The sequence below is a fragment of the Bradyrhizobium sp. LA2.1 genome (genome assembly GCF_040547725.1).
Taxonomy (GTDB): Bacteria; Pseudomonadota; Alphaproteobacteria; order Rhizobiales; family Xanthobacteraceae; genus Bradyrhizobium; species Bradyrhizobium barranii.
Window position 1 is genome coordinate 637,374 of the sequence record NZ_JBEPQI010000001.1, and the last position, 19,033, is coordinate 656,406.

Here is a 19,033-nt window from a genome sequence, read left to right on the forward strand (position 1 = left end):
TCTCTCCTATTCCGCCGGCTGCAGCACGCCGGGCCGCTTGGTCTCGACCTCGTCGAGCGGCAGATCCAGCACCTCCTCGAACTCGACGATGTTGTCGATCTCCGTGCCCATCGCGATGTTGGTGACGCGTTCGAGAATGAACTCGACCACGACGGGCACGCGGTGCTTCGCCATCAGTTCACGCGCGGTCGCAAACGCCGCCTGCGTATCCTTGGGATCGGTGACGCGGATCGCCTTGCAGCCCAGGCCTTCGGCGACCGCGACATGGTCGACGCCGTATCCACCGAGCTCCGGTGCGTTGACGTTCTCGAAGGAGAGCTGGACGTGGTAATCCATGTCGAAGCCGCGCTGGGCCTGGCGGATCAGACCGAGATAGGAATTGTTCACGACGACATGGATGTAGGGCAGATTGAACTGCGCGCCGACCGCGAGCTCCTCGATCAGGAACTGGAAGTCGTAATCGCCGGACAGCGCGACGATCTCGCGATCCGGGCATGCCGCACGCACCCCGAGCGCGGCAGGCAGCGTCCAGCCGAGCGGGCCGGCTTGCCCGGCATTGATCCAGTTGCGCGGCTTGTAGACGCCCAAGAACTGCGCGCCGGCGATCTGCGACAAGCCGATCACGGTGACATAGGTGGTGTCGCGGCCGAAGGCCTTGTTCATCTCCTCATAGACGCGCTGCGGCTTGATCGGGACGTTGTCGAAATGGCTCTTGCGCAGCATCGTCTTCTTGCGATCGCGGCAGGCCGCGGGCCACGCCTGGCGCTCGCGGAGCCTGCCTGACCGGCGCCACTCCCTGGCGACGGTGACGAAGAGCTCGAGCGCGGCCTTGGCGTCCGAGACGATGCCGAGATCTGGATTGAACACGCGCCCGATCTGGGTCGGCTCGATGTCGACATGCACGAAGGTACGACCCTTGGTGTAGGTCTCGACCGAGCCGGTGTGACGATTGGCCCAGCGGTTGCCGATGCCGAGCACGAAGTCGGATTCCAGCATCGTCGCATTGCCATAGCGGTGGCTGGTCTGAAGGCCGACCATGCCGGCCATCAGCACGTGGTCGTCGGGGATCGCACCCCACGCCATCAGCGTCGGCACGACCGGCACGTTGGCGATCTCGGCGAATTCCACCAGCAGGTCCGAGGCGTCGGCGTTGATGATACCGCCACCGGCGACGATCAGCGGCCGCTCGGCGGCATTGAGCATCTCCAGCGCCTTCTCGACCTGCTTGCGCGTCGCGGTGGGCTTGTAGACTGACAGCGGCTCATAGGTCTCGTCGTCGAACTCGATCTCGGCGAGCTGCACGTCGAGCGGCATGTCGATCAGCACCGGACCCGGCCGGCCGGAGCGCATGATGTGAAAGGCCTGGCTGAACACACGCGGCACCAGCGCCGGCTCGCGCACGGTCACAGCCCATTTGGTCACGGGCTTTGCGATCGACTCGATGTCGACGGCCTGAAAATCTTCCTTGTAGAGCCGTGCGCGCGGCGCCTGCCCGGTGATGCAGAGGATCGGAATGGAATCGGCGATCGCCGAATAGAGCCCGGTGATCATGTCGGTGCCGGCCGGCCCCGACGTGCCGATGCAGACGCCGATATTGCCGGCCTTCGCCCGCGTATAGCCCTCGGCCATATGCGAGGCGCCCTCGACATGGCGCGCGAGAATGTGGCGGATCGATCCGCGCTTCTTCAGCGCCGAGTAAAGCGGATTGATCGCGGCCCCGGGAACGCCGAAGGCAGTCGAGATGCCCTCTTTCTCCAGAATTCGCACGGCAGCATCAACGGCTCGCATCTTCGCCATATCGGACCTCGCTTGAGTTGCGTCAGCGAGCGTGATCATCAGGCGTGCAAGATGCGATCTCAACGAGATCGATTTTATTTTCCACGGAGTGGAAGAGACCGTCAAAAATCACGAAAACTCATGCACTTGGCGCCCGCGCGCAATGGAAATGTGAGAGCCTTCAAAATATCTTTGTACAGCCGAACAATCCGGCTCGCCCGGCAACCATGCATGCTAGGGTTGTATGGGAAATGGGCTGAAGAAATTGCGAATGTATTGGTCTGGAAGTTGTGCAATCCGCTCCTGTCGGGAGCGAATCTCGTGGCGGCTGTGGCGCTGGTGTTCCGCTAGCACGTCTCTCCTCCGGCGAACGTCTGGAGCTCTGGTGGCATATCTGATCATTCTGATCGGAATTGATGGCGGCGCCTGTGCGCAGGATCAAAATCTCCAGGGGATTGTCTCGGCTTGCAGCAGCAATGCCCCGCCCGCGGCCTCCGGCAAGCCCCAAGATCCACCGCCCAGAAGCCGGGAAGTCATGGCCTTCTACAGGGCTGCAACTCCGTTCATGCACGCCGGCGCCTATGAGAAGGCCATCGAGCGCCTGAACCAGGCCATCGAAATTGATCCGGATAGCGCTCGACTGTACTCTAGTCGAGGGCACGCTCTTCTGAGAATTCGTCAGGTTGACAAGGCGCTCGAGGACTTCAACCATTCGATCGCGATCGACCCTACTTCGTCGCTAGCTTTTCTCGGCCGTGCGGAGGTCTACCTCAAGATGTTCGACCGGGACCGCGCGATTGAGGATTTGAACCAGTCACTCAAGCTGTTTCCCGGTAACGCTCGTGCCTACCTCGCTCGCGGCATGGCCTATGCCGACCGGCGAGAATACGATCGGGCCATCCAAGACCTCGATCAGTCGGCCAAACTCGATAACCGATGTCCAAACACGTACAGCGTCAGAGGACAAATTTTCGATCTCAAGGGTGACCACGATCGAGCCGATAACGATTACGACCGCGCGATTCAGCTCGACCCTAATCCGGGCAATGCGACCGCCTTCTTGCGTCGAGCCCGTTCATACGAGGGCAAGCGCGATTACAACCGCGCTATGAACGATCTCGAACAGGCGTTGAAACTCGAGCCCCGCAACGCTTTCGCATTGAACTGTCGTTGTTTTTTCAGGGCCCTGTCCGGTGTCTTCGACGGTGCACTGACCGACTGCAACGAAGCTCTGAGGATACGGCCCGACGAGGCTTCCTTCCTCGATTCGCGCGGCTATGTTCATCTGAGAAAGGGCGCGCTCGACAGCTCCATCGAGGACTACAGCGCCGCGCTCCGCATCGATGACAAGAAGGCGATATCACTATACGGGCGTGCGATCGCAAGACGTCACAAAGGAGACATCGCCGGCAGTGAGGCCGATATGTCGGCAGCCGTGGCTGTCCGGCCGAATGTCGTCGATGAGGCCGCGCTCTATGGCATTAGATGATCGTTGCTGGACGAATCTTCGTCTCAGCGTTCGCTACGCCTAGAGTAGGCGACCGCCTCACTCGAACAGCGGCGCGAGCTCCATCTGCGGCACCAGCACGAGGCCCTTGTCGGTGATACGAATTTCCGGAATGACCGATAGCGGAATCAAATTGAAGCCCATGTAGGGGATGGTGCAGCCGGCTTCGGCCCATTCCTTCTTCAGCACCTTGACCGCTTCGGCGACCTCGGTAACCCGTTTGTCGGAGAGAAGGCCGGCGATCGGCAGCGGGACCAGCGCCCTCACCTTGCCGTCGGCGACGACGCAAACGCCGCCCTGTTCCGCCTTGATGGCCGATATCGCCGCCTGCATGTCGCTCTCGTTGGTGCCGGCGACGATGATGTTGTGGCTGTCGTGCCCGACGCTGGAGGCGACCGCGCCGCGCTTCAGGCCGAAATCCTTCAGCAGGCCGTAAGCGACATTGCCGGCCGACTTGCCGTGGCGCTCGACCACCGTGACGAAGCACAGGCCGTAGCGCTCAAACAGCGACGGCCAATCCTTGGCCGGCTCGATCGCGACCTTCTCATGGATCAGTGTAATGCCCGGCAGCGCGGTCTTGATGGCATTGACGGTACACGCCTTCGTCGGCAGCTCCGGCGTCAGCTTGACCTTCTCTGGGAGCTTCACCGTCGCATAGGCCGCCTTCGGATATTGATAGCGTTGCGACAGCGCCTGATCGAGCCGCTCTGTGATCTTGCCGTGCTCAACCACCAGCTCGCCGCCATACCAGGTGCATTGCGGCTTGAGCTGATCGTCCATCAGCACGAGATCGGCGCGGCGGCCGCCGCCGAGCCCGCCGATATCGCCCTCCATGCCGAAGCGTGTGGCGCCATGCAGCGAGCCCATCGACCAGGCCTGTTCGGGCGACATGCCGGCCTTTACGGCCTCGCGCACCACCCAGTCGAGACCGAACAGCAGAAGATCGTCGGCATCACGGTCGTCCGTACACACGGCCGTACGCTTGTGCGACGCCCCGAGTTCGGTGATGGTGCGGATCGCCTGCGGCAGCGAATGCCAGGGCGTGGTCGGCGGACCGCCGCGCAGGAACACCCAGACGCCGGCGTCGAGCAGATCGTCGGCGATATCGCGATCGATCGCCTCATGGGTGTCGGTGACACCGGACGCCGCATATGCCGCGACGAATTCACGGCCGTAAACGTGTCCGGACACCGGCCGCCCCCGCTTCAAGGCAGCGGCAAGAATGGCATGACTGCGCTCGTCGCCCATCGTGACAGGCACGAAATCCATCTTCTCGCCGAGCGCGACCGCTTCGGGCCAGCGGTCGAACAGGCCGGCGATCTTGTCTGGCGTGAGGTCGCCGCCCGCGGTCTCCAGTTCCGCCGACGTGGCCGGCACCGTGCTCGGCACCGTCAAAAAGATCGAGAGCGGCGCCTCGCGCGCGTCCTCCAGCATCGCCTCGACACCGGCGACATCCATGACGTTGCCGATCTCGTGGCTGTCGCAGAAGATCGTGGTGGTGCCGTTGAGGAGCGCAGCCTCGGCATAGGCGCAGGCCGTCACCATGGAGGATTCGATGTGGATGTGCGGATCGACCAGTCCCGGCGCGATGATGCCGCCGGCGGCGTCGTAAAGCGGCACCCCGCCCCAGACCTTCTTCGCCGCCCCGGCCGGTTTCACCGCTGCGACGCGGCCACCGGTGATCCAGACCTCCCGACCGGGATGGATACGTTCCGAATAGGTCGAAAGCACCCGGGCCCCCGTGACCACGAGATCCGGTGCGACGCGCGTGGAGGCGACATCGGCCAGACGCCGGGTCATCGAATGCAGCGGTGCGACGGCGAAGCGGGTAAGTCTGGTCATCGGGACCCTCGCGTGGCGTTACGGCCCAGCGATGGTTACGCCCTGCGCTATAGCGGGCAAGCGCAAATATAACGGCAGACCCTGCTTACGCCTTAGGCGCCGAACTGCCCGTCGTCCCCGCCCTTGCGGGCCTGCGCGGGTTCCGCCTTCTCGGCGATGCTGCAGCAGCGGGCTTGACCCGAATTCGCATCGACCGGCCCTTTGGCTCATCGATCTCGAACGAATTCGTCTTGCGCACGAGGTCGCTCAGCTTGCGGAACCCGAACGTTCTCGGATCGAAATCCGAGGCCAGATTGGCGAGCTGCCGGCCGACTTCACCGAGCGCGACCCAGCCGTCCTCGCTCTCCATCTGGGTGATGACCTTCTTGATGATGGGCGTGGCGGCATCGGGCGGCTGAAGCGACGTCGATCTTGAGGCGGCATCCTGGGTGGTCGCCGGGACGGAGAGCAGGTTCTCGGTGTAGACGAACCTTCGGCAGGCCTGCCTGAAACTTTCGGGCGTCTTCTGCTCGCCGAACCCGAACACGTCGACGCCCTGCTCACGGATGCGGGCGGCCAGACGGGTAAAGTCGCTGTCGGACGAGACCAGGCAGAAGCCGTCGAACCGGCCGCTGTGAAGCAGGTCCATCGCGTCGATCACCAGGGTTATGTCGGAGGCATTCTTTCCAGTCGTATAGGCGAATTGCTGCTGCGGGATGATGGCGTGCTTCGACAGAATGTCGGCCCAGCCCCTGGACCGCGCATTGGAGAAGTCGCCATAGATGCGGCGGACGCTGGCCTCGCCGATCTTGGCAATCTCCTCGAACAGCCCATCCGCGATCTTCGCAGAGGCGTTGTCGGCATCGATCAGGACGGCGAGACGGGGCGAGCGAAGTTCCGACGGCATGGCGTTTCCTCAACGAGCTGGACGCAGCATTAGAGGACGCGCGCGCCGGGACGGCTAGTCCTCGTTCGCCTTGAAGCGCCCCATCCCCTTCAGCACGAACGGGGCCAGCAGCGCAACCAGCGCAATGCCGAGCAGCGTCGCCGAGATCGGGCTCTGGAGCAGCGTCATGGGATCGCCGAGGCTGATCGCGAGCGCGCGGCGCAGCTGGCTCTCGGCGATCGGTCCGAGGATCAGGCCGACGACGACCGGCGCGATCGGAAAGTCGAACCGGCGCATCAGGAAACCGAGCACGCCGAAGCCGGCCAGCATCGACAATTCGACCACCGACGGCTTTGCGGCGATGGTGCCCATGGTCGCGAACACGAGAATGCCGGCATAGAGCCAGGGCTGCGGGATCGCGAGCAACCGCACCCACAGGCCGACCAGCGGCAGATTGAGCACCAGCAACATGCAATTGGCGATGAAGAGACTGGCGATCAGGCCCCACACGAGGTCAGGCCGCTCGGCAAACAGCAGCGGCCCCGGGTTGAGGCCGTACTGCTGGAAGCCCGCCAGCATCATCGCGGCCGTCGCCGAGGTCGGCAATCCCAGCGTCAGCAGCGGCACCAGCGTGCCGGCGGCGGAGGCGTTGTTGGCGGCCTCCGGGCCCGCAACGCCTTCGATCGCGCCCTTGCCGAATTCTTCCGGATGTTTTGTGAGCCGCTTCTCGGTGGAATAGGACAGAAAGGTCGGAATCTCCGCGCCGCCCGCGGGCAGCGCGCCGATCGGGAAGCCGAACATCGTGCCGCGCAGCCACGGCTTCCACGAGCGCTTCCAGTCTTCCTTGGTCATCCACAGCGAGCCGCGCACCGGCTCGAGCTTTTCCTCGGTGTGGTGGCGCCGCGATGCGACATAGAGCGCCTCGCCGACCGCGAACAGACCGACCGCAAGCGTCGTCACTTCGACGCCGTCGAGCAATTCAGGGACGCCGAAGGCAAGCCGCGCCTGCCCCGTCAGCTTGTCGATGCCGACCAGACCGAGCGTCAAGCCGATGAACAGACTGGTCAGGCCGCGGATCGGAGAATCGCCGAAGGTCGCCGACACAGTGACGAAGGCGACGCACATCAGCGCGAAATAGTCCTCGGGGCCGAAGCGCACGGCGAAATCGACCAGCCACGGCGCGAGAAACGCAAGTCCGATGGTGGCGATGGTGCCGGCGACGAAGGAGCCGATCGCGGACGTCGCAAGCGCCGGTCCGCCGCGGCCGGCCTTGGCCATCTTGTTGCCTTCGAGCGCGGTTGCCATCGAGGCACTCTCGCCGGGCGTGTTGATCAGGATCGCGGTGGTCGATCCGCCATACATGCCGCCATAATAGATGCCGGCAAACATGATCAGCGAGCCGCCGGGGTCGAGCTTGTAGGTCACCGGCAGCAGCAGCGCGACCGTCAGGGCCGGGCCGATGCCGGGTAGCACGCCGACGGCCGTACCGAGGAACACGCCGATCAGCGCATAGAGCAGGTTCATCGGCTGGACGGCGACCGCCATGCCGTGGGCCAGCGCGGCAAAGGTGTCCATCACAGCAGTCGCTCCAGCGGGCCGGTCGGAAGGCTCAGCGTCAACAGCCGGTCGAACGCGAGATAAATGAGGGTCGACATCACGAGGGCGATGATGCTGTCGACGAGGATGGCACGGCGCCCGAAAGCTGCCGACGTCGTCACGAACAGCGCCGACGTCGCCAGGATGAAGCCGCCGCCGAAGCCGATGATGGCAATGAGGAGCGCAAGGCCAACCAGGATCAGAATCACAGGCACGGGATCGGCGCTCTCGCGCACCGGCAGATTGCCGCGCAGCGCGTCGATGAAATTACCGATCGCGAGCAGCGCAAGGCCGGTGGCGATCACGACCGGCATCGCCTCCGGTCCCATCCCATACATCGCAGTGGATTGCAGCCCGCGCGCGTCCCAGACCAGCACCGCGGCGAGACCTGCGAGCAATACAGCTATGACGATGCCGGCGCGATCGACGCGCCGCGGCTGGGCGGGATCGCCTGAGGTCATGATTTGACCAGGCCGACCGATTTCAGCACGTCGGTGACGCGCACGGTTTCCTTCTTCAGGAAGTCGGCGAAGGCGTCGCCGCCGAGATAGGCATCCTCCCAGCCCTTCTGCTTGAGGATCTCCTTCCAGGCGTCCGACTTCACCATCTTCTCGACCGCATCGCTCAGCGTCTTGCGCTGCTCCGGCGTGATGCCGGGAGGCGCGACCACCGAACGCCAGTTGGCGATCACGAGGTCGATGCCTTGCTCCCTAAAGGTCGGGATGTCGCTGCCGGCGATGCGCTTCTCCGAGGTCACGCCGATCGCGCGCAGCTTGCCGGACTTGATCTGCCCTTCATATTCGCTCAGCCCCGAAATGCCCGCGGTGACCTTGCCGCCGAGGATTGCCGCCAGCGATTCGCCACCGCCGGAGAACGGGATGTAGTTGATCTTCTTCGCATCGGCGCCGACTGCGCCCGCGAATAATGCGGCCATGACATGGTCGACGCCGCCGGCCGAACCGCCGGCGAAGGTCACCTTGGCGATGTCGGCCTTCACCGCTGCGGCGAGATCCTGCGCGGTCTTGATCGGCGAATTCGCCGGCACCACGATCACCTGGATTTCCTCGGTGAGGCGCGCGATCGGCGTCACCTGCTCGAGCGTGACAGGCGATTTGTTCATGGCGAGCGCGCCCACCATGACGAAGCCGTTGACCATCAGCTGGTTGCCATCGCCCTTGGCGCCGTTGACGAACTGCGCGATGCCGATGCTGCCGCCGGCGCCGGGAACGTTGGTGACCTGCACGCTGCGCGCGACGCCCGCGGCAACCAGCGCCTGCTGCATCGAGCGCGCGGTCTGGTCCCAGCCCCCGCCCGGGGCCGCCGGCGCCATCAGCTTGAGCTCCAGCGGCTGGGCGAAGGCCGGCGTAGCTGCCGCAAGGGTCAACGCGACGGCTGCGCCGACAAGGCGCGCGGGAAATTGAAACATGAGGGTATTCTCCGGGCTCGTGCGGACGTCGTTGATCGGTTGCCGCATTGTGTCGTTTGGTCGCATATCAGCCAAAACGGCCGATGCTGTCCAGCGACAGGCCCGGTTCCTTGTTAGCCAGACTTCGGCTTCACTCCACCGAGCGCGACGGTCAGCTCGCCGGCGACTTCGCGCACGATTTGGCCGATTTCCGGCAATCTGTCGTCGGTCAGCCGGCTGGTCATGCCCGAGACGGAAATCGCCGCGAGCGGCTCAGCGCAGTCGTTATAGACCACTGCGGCAATACAGCGCAGGCCCATACAGGCTTCTTCATCGTCGAGCGCAAAACCCTGCTTGCGGATCTTCTCGAGCTCCTTGAACAGGTCGCCCGGCCGCACGATCGACTTCTCGGTCAGCCGGGGCATACCGTGATGGCGGATGACCGCGCCGACGTCCTCGTCCGAATAAGTCGCGAGCACTGCCTTGCCGACGCCTGACGTCACCATGGCGACGCGGCCGCCGACCTGGGTCAGCGAGCGCATGATCTCGCGGCTCTCCATGCGGGTCAGCACGATGATGAACTCGTCGTCGACGACGGCGAGGTTGGCCGTCTCGCGGGTGAGATCGCGCAGCTTGCGCAAGTAAGGAATCGCCTGCGTGGAGAAATTACGCCGCCGGGCAAAGCTCGCGCCGACCGTGAAGCTGCGCACGCCGACATGCCATTTGGACTGGGCGCGGTCGAACTGCACGAAGCGGCGGCTCTCCAGCGTCGCCAGCAGGCGGTGCACGGTCGAGGCCGACAGGCCGGTGCGCACGGCGAGGTCGCTGAGGCGATAGCCTTCGTCGTCTTCGGCCAGTGTTTCGAGGATCGACAGCGCGCGGTCGACGGACTGCACGCCGCCATCGCGCGCGTCGTGGTCGGCCTCCGATGGCGATCGAGGCTCGAGCGATTTGCGCCGGATCACGTTCTTGCTCATCGCGACCTGACCGTTCTCCCTCGCCCTATTCTTATTTCCCTCTCCCCGCTTGCGGGGAGAGGGCCAGGGTGAGGGGGAGTCTCCGCAAGGACGGTGACAGTTAGACTCGTGGAGAGTCCCCCTCACCCGAATTGCTTCGCAATTCGACCTCTCCCCGCGCGCGGGGAGAGGTGAATAACCACCCGCTCCGGATCATACCGAAGCGTCTTCGTCGTCTCAGAGCAGCCCTGCCCCGCGCGCCCACTTGTACTTGGCGCCGAGCACCTCGACCGGCAGCTCGGTGGAATAGGCGTAGGCCGGGATACCGTTCTGATAGAGATATTCGGCGGCTTCCTCGACCTCGACGTCGCCGGCGAGCGAGGCGACGATCGGCTTCACGAAGCCCTTGGCCTCCATCTCCTTCTTCACCTCGACCATGTTGCGGGCGAACACCATCGGCGGCGTGACGATGGTGTGCCAGTAGCCGAGGATCAGCGAATGGATCCGCTCATCCGACAGGCCAAGCTTCACCGTGTTGACGTAGGTGATCGGCGGCTCGCCGCCGGTGATATCCACAGGATTTCCGGCCGCACCGAACGGCGGGATGAACTTGCGGAAGGCCGCATCCAGATCCGGCGGCATCGACATCAGCGACAGGCCGTTGTCGACGCAGGAGTCCGACAGCAGCACGCCCGAGCCGCCCGCACCGGTGATGATCAGCACGTTCTCGCCCTTCGGCGTCGGCAGCACCGGCACGCCGCGGGCGAATTCGAGCAGCTGCCGCAGCGAGCGGGCCCGGATCACGCCGGACTGCGCCAGGACGTCCTCGTAGATCTTGTCGTTACCGGCGAGCGCGCCGGTATGCGACGAGGCCGCCTTTGCGCCGGCCGAGGTGCGGCCGGCCTTGAGCACGATGACCGGCTTCTTCTTGGAGACGCGCTTGGCGGCTTCCGCGAAGGCGCGGCCGTCCTTGAGGTCTTCGCAGTGCTGCGCGATCAGGTTCGTGTTCGGATCCTGCTCGAAAAAGGCGAGCAGATCGTCCTCGTCGATATCGGACTTGTTGCCGAGGCCGACGATCGCCGAGACGCCCATCTTCGCCGAGCGCGAGAAGCCGATGATGGCCATGCCGATGCCGCCCGACTGCGACGACAGCGCGGCGTGACCCTTGACGTCATAGGCCGTACAGAAGGTCGCGCAGAGATTGGCCGGCGTGTAGTAGAAGCCGTAGATGTTCGGCCCCATCAGGCGGATGTCGTACTTCTTGCCGACCTCGACGATCTCGGCCTGAAGCTCCGGCGCGCCGGCTTCAGCGAAGCCCGACGGAATCAGCACCGCACCCGGGATTTTCTTCTCGCCGCATTCGGTGAGCGCCGCCGCCACGAACTTCGCGGGGATCGCGAACACGGCCGTGTCGATCACACCCGGAACGTCCTTGACGCTCTTGTAAGCCTTGTAGCCGAGGATCTCGGCGGCCTTGGGGTGGATCGGATAGATGTCGCCCTTGTAGCCGCCGTTGATGAGGTTCTTCATCACGGAGTTGCCGATCTTGCCGTCCTCGGCGGAGGCGCCGACCACGGCGACCGCCTTCGGCTGCATGATGCGGCTCATGGCCGCGACGATCTCTTCGGTCGGGCGCGGCTTCGGCTTGGGCACATAGGCGAAGTCGACGACGATACGCACGTCGGCGGCGATCGCGTCCTTGGCCGTCGCGAACACCGGGTTGAGATCGAGCTCGACGATTTCAGGGAAATCGGTGACGAGCTGCGAAACCTTGACGATGACGTCGGCGAGCGCCGTACGGTTCACCGGCTCGCCGCCGCGAACGCCCTTCAAAATCTCATGCGCCTGGATGCCGTCGAGCATCGAGAGCGCGTCTTCCTTGGTCGCGGGCGCGAGGCGGAAGGTGATGTCCTTCAAGACTTCGACCAGCACGCCGCCGAGGCCGAAGGCGACCAGCTTGCCGAACGAGCCGTCGGTGATCGAGCCGACGATGACTTCGGTTCCGCCGGCCAGCATCTGCTGCACCTGGACGCCCTCGATCTTGGCATCGGACTTGTACTTCTTGGCGTTGGAGAGAATGGTCTCGTAGGCCTTCTCGGCATCCTCGGCCGTCTTGAGGCCGACGATGACGCCGCCAGCTTCGGTCTTGTGGAGAATGTCCGGCGAGACGATCTTCATCACCACCGGGAAGCCCATCGAGGAGGCCATTTTGCCGGCCTCACCCGCCGACCTCGCCACGCCCTCCTTCGGCACCGGAATGCCGTAGGCGTCGCAGACCAGCTTGCCTTCCGGCGCGGTCAGGCTGGTGCGGTTGTCCGCCTTGACCTGGTCGAGCACTTTGCGGACGGCATCTTTGGAATTGGACATATGGCTTCTCCCTTGACCTCAGTTCGTTCTTTCAAAGCGCGCGCGTGTAGCGGCTGCCCGTGATGCTTGCCATTCGCCGCGCTCTGTTCCATGTCGCGGAACGGAGTGGCATAAAGCCCACATTACTCCGCCGCTTTGGATCAAAAATGGCTGACGATGGCATTTGGTATGCCAGAAGCCAACTTGTCAAGCTGCTGCATGACTTAGAACGCCGCAAAAAATAGCCAGCTTGACATTCTGGCATGTGGTATGCCAAAAACTTTCCCGTTAATAATCCTGTAAAAGACGACTCCCACTGGAGGAGATTCGTCGTGTCACTGCGGAAACCAACCAAGGCGTTGCCGAACATGACCGAGGCAGATATCGCAATCGTTCGTATTGCCCCGGAGAGCAGCTTCAAGAACAAGGCGTATGACGCCTTGAAGGAAGCCATCCTCAAGATGGACATCTACTCGACGCCCGAGCCGGTGATGCTCGACGAGCGCGCGCTGTCCGAACGCCTGGGTGTCAGCCGCACCCCGATCCGCGAAGCCATCGCGATGCTCGAGCAGGATGGCTTCGTGAAGACGGTTCCGCGCCGCGGCATCATGGTGGTGCGCAGAACCAAGAGCGAGATCGTCGACATGATCCGCGCCTGGGCGGCGCTGGAGAGCATGGCGGCCCGCCTGATCACCACCACCGCACGCAAGAAAGACATCACGGCGCTGCGCGACTACTTCAAGGATTTCGGCAAGGACCGCCTGCCCGAGGATCACGTCGAGGAATATTCGCGCGCCAACATCGCCTTCCACCAGGCGCTGATCTCGCTGTCGGAATCGCCGGTGCTGGTCGACCTCACCAACGACCTGCTGCTGCACGTGCGCGGCTACCGCCAGCTCACCATCGGACGCAAGGATCGCACCGCCACTTCGCTGCCCGAGCATCTCAGCATGATCGAAGCACTGGAAGCGCGCGACACCGAACTCGCCGAGAAGCGCGCCCGCGACCACACCCTTGGCCTTGCCGCTTACGTCGAAGCGCACGGTCAAGAACTGTTCACCTAGCAACGTTCACCAGAAGGGCGAGCCATTCGCCCACAAAGCCTAAAACGGCATATGAGACCAGGGAGACAAGGCCCATGCTGAATACCGCGACCAAGTCCGAAGCACCGGGCACCGAGCAGGAATTGACGGATGGCTTTCATCTCGTCATCGACGCGCTCAAGCTGAACGGCATCAACACCATCTATAATGTGCCGGGCATCCCGATCACGGATTTGGGCCGCATGGCGCAGGCCGAAGGCATTCGTATGATCTCCTTCCGCCACGAGCAGAACGCCGGTTACGCCGCAGGCATTGCCGGTTACCTCACCAAGAAGCCGGGCATCTGCCTCACGGTGTCCGCGCCCGGCTTCCTCAACGGTCTCACCGCGCTCGCGCACGCCACCACCAACTGCTACCCGATGATCCTGATCTCGGGCTCCTCCGAGCGCGAGATCGTCGACCTCCAGCAGGGCGACTACGAAGAGATGGACCAGCTCGCGATCGCCAAGCCGCTGTGCAAGGCGGCCTATCGCGTGCTGCACGCCCAGGACATCGGCATCGGTCTCGCCCGCGCCATCCGCGCTGCGGTCTCGGGCCGTCCGGGCGGCGTCTATCTCGACCTGCCGGCAAAGCTGTTCGGCCAGGTGATGAACGCTGATGCCGGCCAGAAGTCGTTGGTCAAGGTGATCGATGCCGCGCCCGCGCAGATCCCCTCGCCCGCTTCGATCAAGCGCGCGCTCGACGTGCTCAAGAGCGCAAAACGTCCGCTCATCATCCTCGGCAAGGGCGCGGCCTACGCGCAGGCCGATGAAGAGATCAAGTCGTTCGTCGAGAAGAGCGGCGTGCCGTTCCTGCCGATGAGCATGGCCAAGGGCCTCCTCCCCGACACGCATCCGCAATGCGCTGGAGCCGCGCGCTCCACGGTGCTGAAAGAATCCGACGTCGTGCTGCTGATCGGCGCCCGGCTGAACTGGCTGCTCTCGCACGGCAAGGGCAAGAGCTGGGGCGAGACCCCGAAGAAGTTCATCCAGGTCGACATCGAGCCGCGCGAGATGGACTCCAACGTCGAGATCGTCGCGCCCGTGGTCGGCGACATCGGCTCGGTCGTCTCAGCCTTCAATCAGGCGATCAGCACGGGTTGGACCGCGCCGCCGGCCGAATGGACCAAGGCCATCGTGTCCAAGCGTGACGAGAACGTCGCCAAGATGGCGCCGAAGCTCATGAACAACAAGTCGCCGATGGACTATCACGGCGCGCTCGGCGTGCTGAAGAACGTGATCAAGGACCATCCCGAGGCGATCCTCGTCAACGAGGGCGCCAACACGCTCGACCTCGCCCGCGGCGTCATCGACATGTACAGGCCGCGCAAGCGCCTCGACGTCGGCACCTGGGGCGTGATGGGCATCGGCATGGGCCAGGCGATCGCGGCTGCGCTCGAGACCGGCCATCCCGTGCTCGCGGTGGAAGGCGACTCGGCCTTCGGCTTCTCCGGCATGGAGGTCGAGACCATCTGCCGCTACAACCTTCCGATCTGCATCGTCATCTTCAACAATGACGGCATCTATCGCGGCACCGACGTCAACAGCGTCAACGCGGATCCGGCGACGACCGTGTTCGTGAAGGGCGCGCGCTACGACAAGATGATGGAAGCCTTCGGCGGCGTCGGCGTGAATGCCACCTCGCCCGACGAGCTCAAGCGCGCCGTCAACGAGGCGATGGCCTCGGGCAAGCCGACGCTCATCAACGCGGTGATCGATCCGGCCGCGGGCTCGGAGAGCGGCCGCATCGGCAACCTCAATCCGCAGAGCGTTCTGCAGAAGAAAAAGTAAGTCCTCCCCTTCAACCCTTAATTCCCTGCGGTTTGCGGGGGCAGACAGAGTATACGGAGCAACACGATGACCAAAGCGCTCAAGGGCGTTCGCATTCTCGACTTTACCCACGTCCAGTCCGGGCCAACCTGCACGCAGCTGCTGGCATGGTTCGGCGCCGACGTGATCAAGGTGGAACGTCCGGGCGTGGGCGACATTACCCGCGGCCAGCTGCAGGACATCCCGAACGTGGACAGCCTGTATTTCACCATGCTCAACCACAACAAGCGCTCGATCACGCTCGACACCAAGAACCCCAAGGGCAAGGAAGTCCTCACCGAGCTGATCAAGAAGTGCGACGTGCTGGTCGAAAACTTCGGCCCCGGCGTGCTCGACCGCATGGGCTTCCCCTGGGAGAAGATCCAGGCGATCAACCCGAAGATGATCGTCGCCTCGATCAAGGGCTTTGGCCCTGGCCCCTACGAAGACTGCAAGGTCTATGAGAACGTCGCGCAGTGCACCGGCGGCGCCGCCTCGACCACCGGCTTCCGCGACGGCCTGCCGCTCGTCACCGGCGCGCAGATCGGCGACAGCGGCACCGGCCTGCACCTGGCGCTCGGCATCGTCACCGCCCTCTATCAGCGCACGCATTCGGGCAAGGGCCAGAAGGTCACCGCCGCGATGCAGGACGGCGTGCTCAACCTCGCCCGCGTCAAGCTGCGCGACCAGCAGCGCCTCGCGCATGGTCCGCTCAAGGAATACAGCCAGTTCGGCGAAGGCATTCCGTTCGGCGACGCCGTGCCGCGCGCCGGCAACGATTCCGGCGGTGGTCAGCCCGGCCGCATCCTGAAGTGCAAGGGCTGGGAGACCGATCCCAACGCCTACATCTACTTCATCACCCAGGCCCCGGTCTGGGAGAAGATCTGCGACGTGATCGGCGAGCCCACCTGGAAGACCGATCCGAACTACGCCAAGCCGGCCGTCCGCCTGCCGCGCCTCAACGAGATCTTCGCCCGCATCGAACAGTGGACGATGACGAAGACGAAATTCGAGGCGATGGAGATCCTCAACAAGGACGACATCCCCTGCGGCCCGATCCTGTCGATGAAGGAGATCGCCGAGGACCAGTCGCTGCGCGCCACCGGCACCGTGGTCGAGGTCGATCACCCGACCCGCGGCAAGTACATCTCGGTCGGCAACCCGATCAAGCTGTCGGACTCCCCGAGCGAGGTGGAGCGCTCCCCGCTGCTCGGCGAGCACACCGACGAGATCCTGCGCAGCGTACTCGGCTTCAGCGATCACCAGGTCGCCGACATCCACAAGTCCGGCGCGCTCGAGCCGCCGCAGAAGCAGGCCGCTGAGTAAGCCGCACCACGTTGAACGAGACGAAAGGGCCGCCCGAAGGGGCGGCCCTTATTGCTTCAGAAGACCGTGCGGTCGCGGCTGTGACTAAAAAATGGAAAAACAACCCCATGCACAGTAGCTAACCTGTTGGTCATAAACGATTTCGTATTTCACGAAATGCCTTTTGACACGTCGGGCAAAACAGAGGCATTATGCCATGATCCGACAAAGCCAATATCCTGCCCGGCGAAGAGCGGCCGAGGGGTTGTTCGTCGGACAAACGACCTAACGGCCAGGGCATGATCGGGAAAGAGGCTCAGCGGCTTGCAAAAAGGTCAGAGCGCCTCCAGTCCGAGCCGGCGGAACAACTTTCGATCGGCTTCGTCCTGCGGATTGCCCGCCGTCAGCAGCGTGTCGCCGACGAAGATCGAGTTTGCACCGGCAAAGAAGCACAGCGCCTGCATCTCGTCGGTCATCGCCGACCGCCCCGCCGAGAGTCGCACGAAAGAGGCCGGCATCATGATACGCGCCAGCGCGACAATGCGCACGAACTCGATCGGACCTATCGGCGTCGCCTTCGCCATCGGCGTTCCCGGAATCGGGATCAGCATGTTGATCGGCACGCTCTCCGGCGCTTCCGGGAGGTTGGCGAGCGTGACCAGCATGTCGACGCGGTCCTGTTCGCTCTCACCCATGCCGAGAATTCCGCCGCAGCACACTTTCATGCCGGCCTCGCGGACATGCTCCAGCGTATCGAGACGATCGGCGAACGTGCGGGTGGAGGTAACGCTCGGATAGAAGCGCTCCGAGGTATCGATATTGTGATTGTAGTAATCAAGCCCGGCAGCACTCAGCCGGTCGGCCTGATCCCGGTCGAGCATGCCGAGCGTCATGCAGGTCTCGAGCCCGAGCTCCTTCACGGCCCCGACGACCTCGACAATGGCATCCATGTCGCGCGGCTTCGGATTGCGCCAGGCCGCCCCCATGCAATAACGCGTCGCGCCGCTGTCTTTTGCCTTGCGCGCCTCGGCAACGATCTTCCCGACCTCCATCAACTTGGAGGCTGCAAGAGCGGTCGCATGATGCGACGACTGGCTGCAGTAACCGCAGTCTTCCGGACAACCACCTGTCTTGATGTTCAGCAGCCGGCTCAACTGCACGCGATTTGGGTCAAAATGCTCCCGATGTACGGATTGTGAACGGAAGAGCAGATCGTTGAAGGGAAGCTGGTAAGCCGCCCATGCATCTTCACCGGTCCATCTTTGAGACCTTTGCGGCCTTTCCTTCGCGGGGATTGTCTCCCCGTCGTTCACACCGAGCATTACACATCTCCTGACATTGCGGCGGGACAATCGCACTATCGCAAACCTGGCGCCAGTCCGCAGGGTCCTTGGAACAAAAGCGGCGGCGTGCCATTGTTGTCTAAGCCGGCGTGCTATCCCGACGTACGAGCAACGCAGCCGCCAAGGCGAGGGACTGAAACACATCGCAAAAGCATCTGCGCAACGCTGCAGAATTGGCCTTCTTCTCGCCCCGAAAGGTAGCAAGCCCACGCACAGCGTTTGCGGGTGGGAGGCGTCGGCCAGCACCTGTCCTGTCACAGCTTGTTGATCAAAACGAGGTCGAAATGTTGAGAGATCAATCCTCGGATCGGGCCAAGCGTGAAGCCAACAAGGCGTTCAAGCCTGTCAAAACGCAGAAGCCGATCAATGACTATGCGAAGGACCAGCACTCCTTCAACGAGAATCGCGAGCGGCTGAAAGCGGAGCGACTGGCCCGCGAGGCCGAGCCGAAGGACCGCTCTGAATAGGACGCGTTCCCTGCCGGGTCACGATGTTGCATCCGCGCGATGAAGGCTGGCGCTGAGCGCGTCGCGTCGAAATCGACGCCTGACCCGAAGCGCGATGAGATCGGAATGAATCGTCATCGCGCTTTAGGTTATTGTTTGAGCATGATCTTTTCGGAAAACCGCTTCGCACTTTGCGCTAACGCGGCCCTTCGGGTCCGGATCATGCTTTAGAGCATCGAAAGCACGACGATCCCGTCTTCGAGCTCCCCGGAGGCCAGTCGGCTCCGCGCGATGCGCTCGAATTCCGTCCGGTATTTCTGAAGATAGCTGAAGGCCTGCTTCTGCGTCTGGAACGTGGTCGCAAGGCGGCACATCTGCCGGCCTGCGCCAAGCGCGAGAAAGAAGGTGATTGTGCCGCCGCTGTCCGACTTGATCCTAGGCACGATCCGCACTCTTTGGCATGTGACCGGCCCTCTCCAGATTTTCGTCGACGCAGTTGAATTCGACTATCGCGTCAGCTTTCTCTTGCGCTTCGTCAGGGTTGGTGCCGGCAGCGATGCTTGAAGAGTTGCGTCGGCCGCTTCCTTGGCTTCGCGCAGTTCGCGAAGCCGCGCCATGTTCTTGCGAACATCGACGGCCTGTCTCTCGACGTCCGCCATTGCCCGCGTTCCCTCCTCGGCAGCCAAACGCTGACGGTTGGTACGCGCAATGCTTTGGGGTGACGGTTCAGCCGACTTCTTGCCGCTCATGCTTCAC

The 19,033-nt window shown here is 63.5% G+C and carries 16 protein-coding genes; 5 read left to right on the top strand and 11 right to left on the bottom strand.

Annotation, left to right across the window (positions count from 1 at the left end):
- Positions 1-6: 6 nt before the first annotated feature.
- Positions 7-1,797 carry a glyoxylate carboligase gene (gene gcl / locus ABIB95_RS02705; RefSeq protein ID WP_354237821.1) on the bottom strand — a complete coding sequence of 597 codons (1,791 nt, stop codon included), beginning with the start codon at positions 1,795-1,797 and terminating at the stop codon, positions 7-9.
- Positions 1,798-2,161: 364 nt separating this feature from the next.
- Here gcl and ABIB95_RS02710 point away from each other — a divergent pair, with 364 nt between their 5' ends.
- On the top strand, positions 2,162-3,265 hold the full coding sequence (locus tag ABIB95_RS02710; RefSeq protein WP_354237822.1) for a tetratricopeptide repeat protein: 1,104 nt from the start codon (positions 2,162-2,164) through the stop codon (positions 3,263-3,265).
- Between the two features lie 57 nt (positions 3,266-3,322).
- Here the strand turns inward: ABIB95_RS02710 and ABIB95_RS02715 are convergent, their stop codons facing one another.
- From ABIB95_RS02715 to ABIB95_RS02745, 7 genes are all read right to left on the bottom strand, one after another.
- A complete protein-coding gene (locus ABIB95_RS02715) occupies positions 3,323-5,125 on the bottom strand; it encodes an adenine deaminase C-terminal domain-containing protein (protein WP_354237823.1) in 1,803 nt (600 codons plus the stop codon).
- A gap of 85 nt (positions 5,126-5,210) precedes the next feature.
- Positions 5,211-6,011 (bottom strand): NYN domain-containing protein, encoded by an 801-nt coding sequence (locus tag ABIB95_RS02720; RefSeq protein WP_166351507.1) that lies wholly within the window; start codon positions 6,009-6,011, stop codon positions 5,211-5,213.
- Positions 6,012-6,065: 54 nt separating this feature from the next.
- Positions 6,066-7,565, bottom strand: coding sequence for a tripartite tricarboxylate transporter permease (locus tag ABIB95_RS02725; protein WP_028150271.1), 1,500 nt, complete (start codon positions 7,563-7,565; stop codon positions 6,066-6,068).
- Positions 7,565-8,047, bottom strand: coding sequence for a tripartite tricarboxylate transporter TctB family protein (locus tag ABIB95_RS02730; RefSeq protein WP_071915546.1), 483 nt, complete (start codon positions 8,045-8,047; stop codon positions 7,565-7,567). Before ABIB95_RS02730 ends, ABIB95_RS02725 begins: the two co-directional genes overlap by 1 nt.
- The gene (locus tag ABIB95_RS02735; RefSeq protein WP_208085818.1) at positions 8,044-9,012 is read right to left on the bottom strand and encodes a Bug family tripartite tricarboxylate transporter substrate binding protein; all 969 of its coding nucleotides are present in this window, start codon (positions 9,010-9,012) and stop codon (positions 8,044-8,046) included. Before ABIB95_RS02735 ends, ABIB95_RS02730 begins: the two co-directional genes overlap by 4 nt.
- 113 nt (positions 9,013-9,125) lie before the next feature.
- On the bottom strand, positions 9,126-9,968 hold the full coding sequence (locus ABIB95_RS02740; RefSeq protein ID WP_354237824.1) for an IclR family transcriptional regulator: 843 nt from the start codon (positions 9,966-9,968) through the stop codon (positions 9,126-9,128).
- 216 nt (positions 9,969-10,184) lie between these two features.
- Positions 10,185-12,314 carry an acetate--CoA ligase family protein gene (locus ABIB95_RS02745; RefSeq protein WP_071915547.1) on the bottom strand — a complete coding sequence of 710 codons (2,130 nt, stop codon included), beginning with the start codon at positions 12,312-12,314 and terminating at the stop codon, positions 10,185-10,187.
- Positions 12,315-12,661: 347 nt separating this feature from the next.
- Here ABIB95_RS02745 and ABIB95_RS02750 point away from each other — a divergent pair, with 347 nt between their 5' ends.
- The 3 genes from ABIB95_RS02750 (at position 12,662) to frc (ending at position 16,509) form a co-directional block, all read left to right on the top strand.
- The gene (locus ABIB95_RS02750) at positions 12,662-13,357 is read left to right on the top strand and encodes a GntR family transcriptional regulator (RefSeq protein WP_166105920.1); all 696 of its coding nucleotides are present in this window, start codon (positions 12,662-12,664) and stop codon (positions 13,355-13,357) included.
- Between the two features lie 74 nt (positions 13,358-13,431).
- Positions 13,432-15,165 carry an oxalyl-CoA decarboxylase gene (gene oxc, locus ABIB95_RS02755; RefSeq protein WP_354237825.1) on the top strand — a complete coding sequence of 578 codons (1,734 nt, stop codon included), beginning with the start codon at positions 13,432-13,434 and terminating at the stop codon, positions 15,163-15,165.
- Between the two features lie 66 nt (positions 15,166-15,231).
- Positions 15,232-16,509: a formyl-CoA transferase gene (frc, locus tag ABIB95_RS02760; protein WP_063984521.1), complete on the top strand. Its 1,278-nt coding sequence runs from the start codon at positions 15,232-15,234 to the stop codon at positions 16,507-16,509.
- Positions 16,510-16,823: 314 nt separating this feature from the next.
- Here the strand turns inward: frc and bioB are convergent, their stop codons facing one another.
- Positions 16,824-17,810 carry a biotin synthase BioB gene (gene bioB, locus ABIB95_RS02765; RefSeq protein WP_085400626.1) on the bottom strand — a complete coding sequence of 329 codons (987 nt, stop codon included), beginning with the start codon at positions 17,808-17,810 and terminating at the stop codon, positions 16,824-16,826.
- Between the two features lie 305 nt (positions 17,811-18,115).
- On the opposite strand from bioB, the gene ABIB95_RS02770 reads away from it, so the two are divergent.
- Positions 18,116-18,298 (top strand): hypothetical protein, encoded by a 183-nt coding sequence (locus ABIB95_RS02770; protein ID WP_063984522.1) that lies wholly within the window; start codon positions 18,116-18,118, stop codon positions 18,296-18,298.
- Between the two features lie 206 nt (positions 18,299-18,504).
- On the opposite strand, the gene ABIB95_RS02775 is transcribed toward ABIB95_RS02770, so the two are convergent.
- Together ABIB95_RS02775 and ABIB95_RS02780 are read right to left on the bottom strand one after the other, a co-directional pair.
- Positions 18,505-18,729, bottom strand: coding sequence for a hypothetical protein (locus ABIB95_RS02775; RefSeq protein ID WP_028151477.1), 225 nt, complete (start codon positions 18,727-18,729; stop codon positions 18,505-18,507).
- Positions 18,730-18,783: 54 nt separating this feature from the next.
- Positions 18,784-19,026 (bottom strand): hypothetical protein, encoded by a 243-nt coding sequence (locus ABIB95_RS02780; protein WP_063984523.1) that lies wholly within the window; start codon positions 19,024-19,026, stop codon positions 18,784-18,786.
- Positions 19,027-19,033: the final 7 nt, after the last annotated feature.

Coding starts and splice junctions, on each gene's coding strand:
- gcl (WP_354237821.1), bottom strand. CDS start 1,797: ATGGCGAAGATGCGAGCCGTTGATGCTGCCGTGCGAATTCTGGAGAAA.
- ABIB95_RS02715 (WP_354237823.1), bottom strand. CDS start 5,125: ATGACCAGACTTACCCGCTTCGCCGTCGCACCGCTGCATTCGATGACC.
- ABIB95_RS02720 (WP_166351507.1), bottom strand. CDS start 6,011: ATGCCGTCGGAACTTCGCTCGCCCCGTCTCGCCGTCCTGATCGATGCC.
- ABIB95_RS02725 (WP_028150271.1), bottom strand. CDS start 7,565: ATGGACACCTTTGCCGCGCTGGCCCACGGCATGGCGGTCGCCGTCCAG.
- ABIB95_RS02730 (WP_071915546.1), bottom strand. CDS start 8,047: ATGACCTCAGGCGATCCCGCCCAGCCGCGGCGCGTCGATCGCGCCGGC.
- ABIB95_RS02735 (WP_208085818.1), bottom strand. CDS start 9,012: ATGTTTCAATTTCCCGCGCGCCTTGTCGGCGCAGCCGTCGCGTTGACC.
- ABIB95_RS02740 (WP_354237824.1), bottom strand. CDS start 9,968: ATGAGCAAGAACGTGATCCGGCGCAAATCGCTCGAGCCTCGATCGCCA.
- ABIB95_RS02745 (WP_071915547.1), bottom strand. CDS start 12,314: ATGTCCAATTCCAAAGATGCCGTCCGCAAAGTGCTCGACCAGGTCAAG.
- ABIB95_RS02750 (WP_166105920.1), top strand. CDS start 12,662: ATGACCGAGGCAGATATCGCAATCGTTCGTATTGCCCCGGAGAGCAGC.
- oxc (WP_354237825.1), top strand. CDS start 13,432: ATGCTGAATACCGCGACCAAGTCCGAAGCACCGGGCACCGAGCAGGAA.
- frc (WP_063984521.1), top strand. CDS start 15,232: ATGACCAAAGCGCTCAAGGGCGTTCGCATTCTCGACTTTACCCACGTC.
- bioB (WP_085400626.1), bottom strand. CDS start 17,810: ATGCTCGGTGTGAACGACGGGGAGACAATCCCCGCGAAGGAAAGGCCG.
- ABIB95_RS02770 (WP_063984522.1), top strand. CDS start 18,116: ATGTTGAGAGATCAATCCTCGGATCGGGCCAAGCGTGAAGCCAACAAG.
- ABIB95_RS02780 (WP_063984523.1), bottom strand. CDS start 19,026: ATGAGCGGCAAGAAGTCGGCTGAACCGTCACCCCAAAGCATTGCGCGT.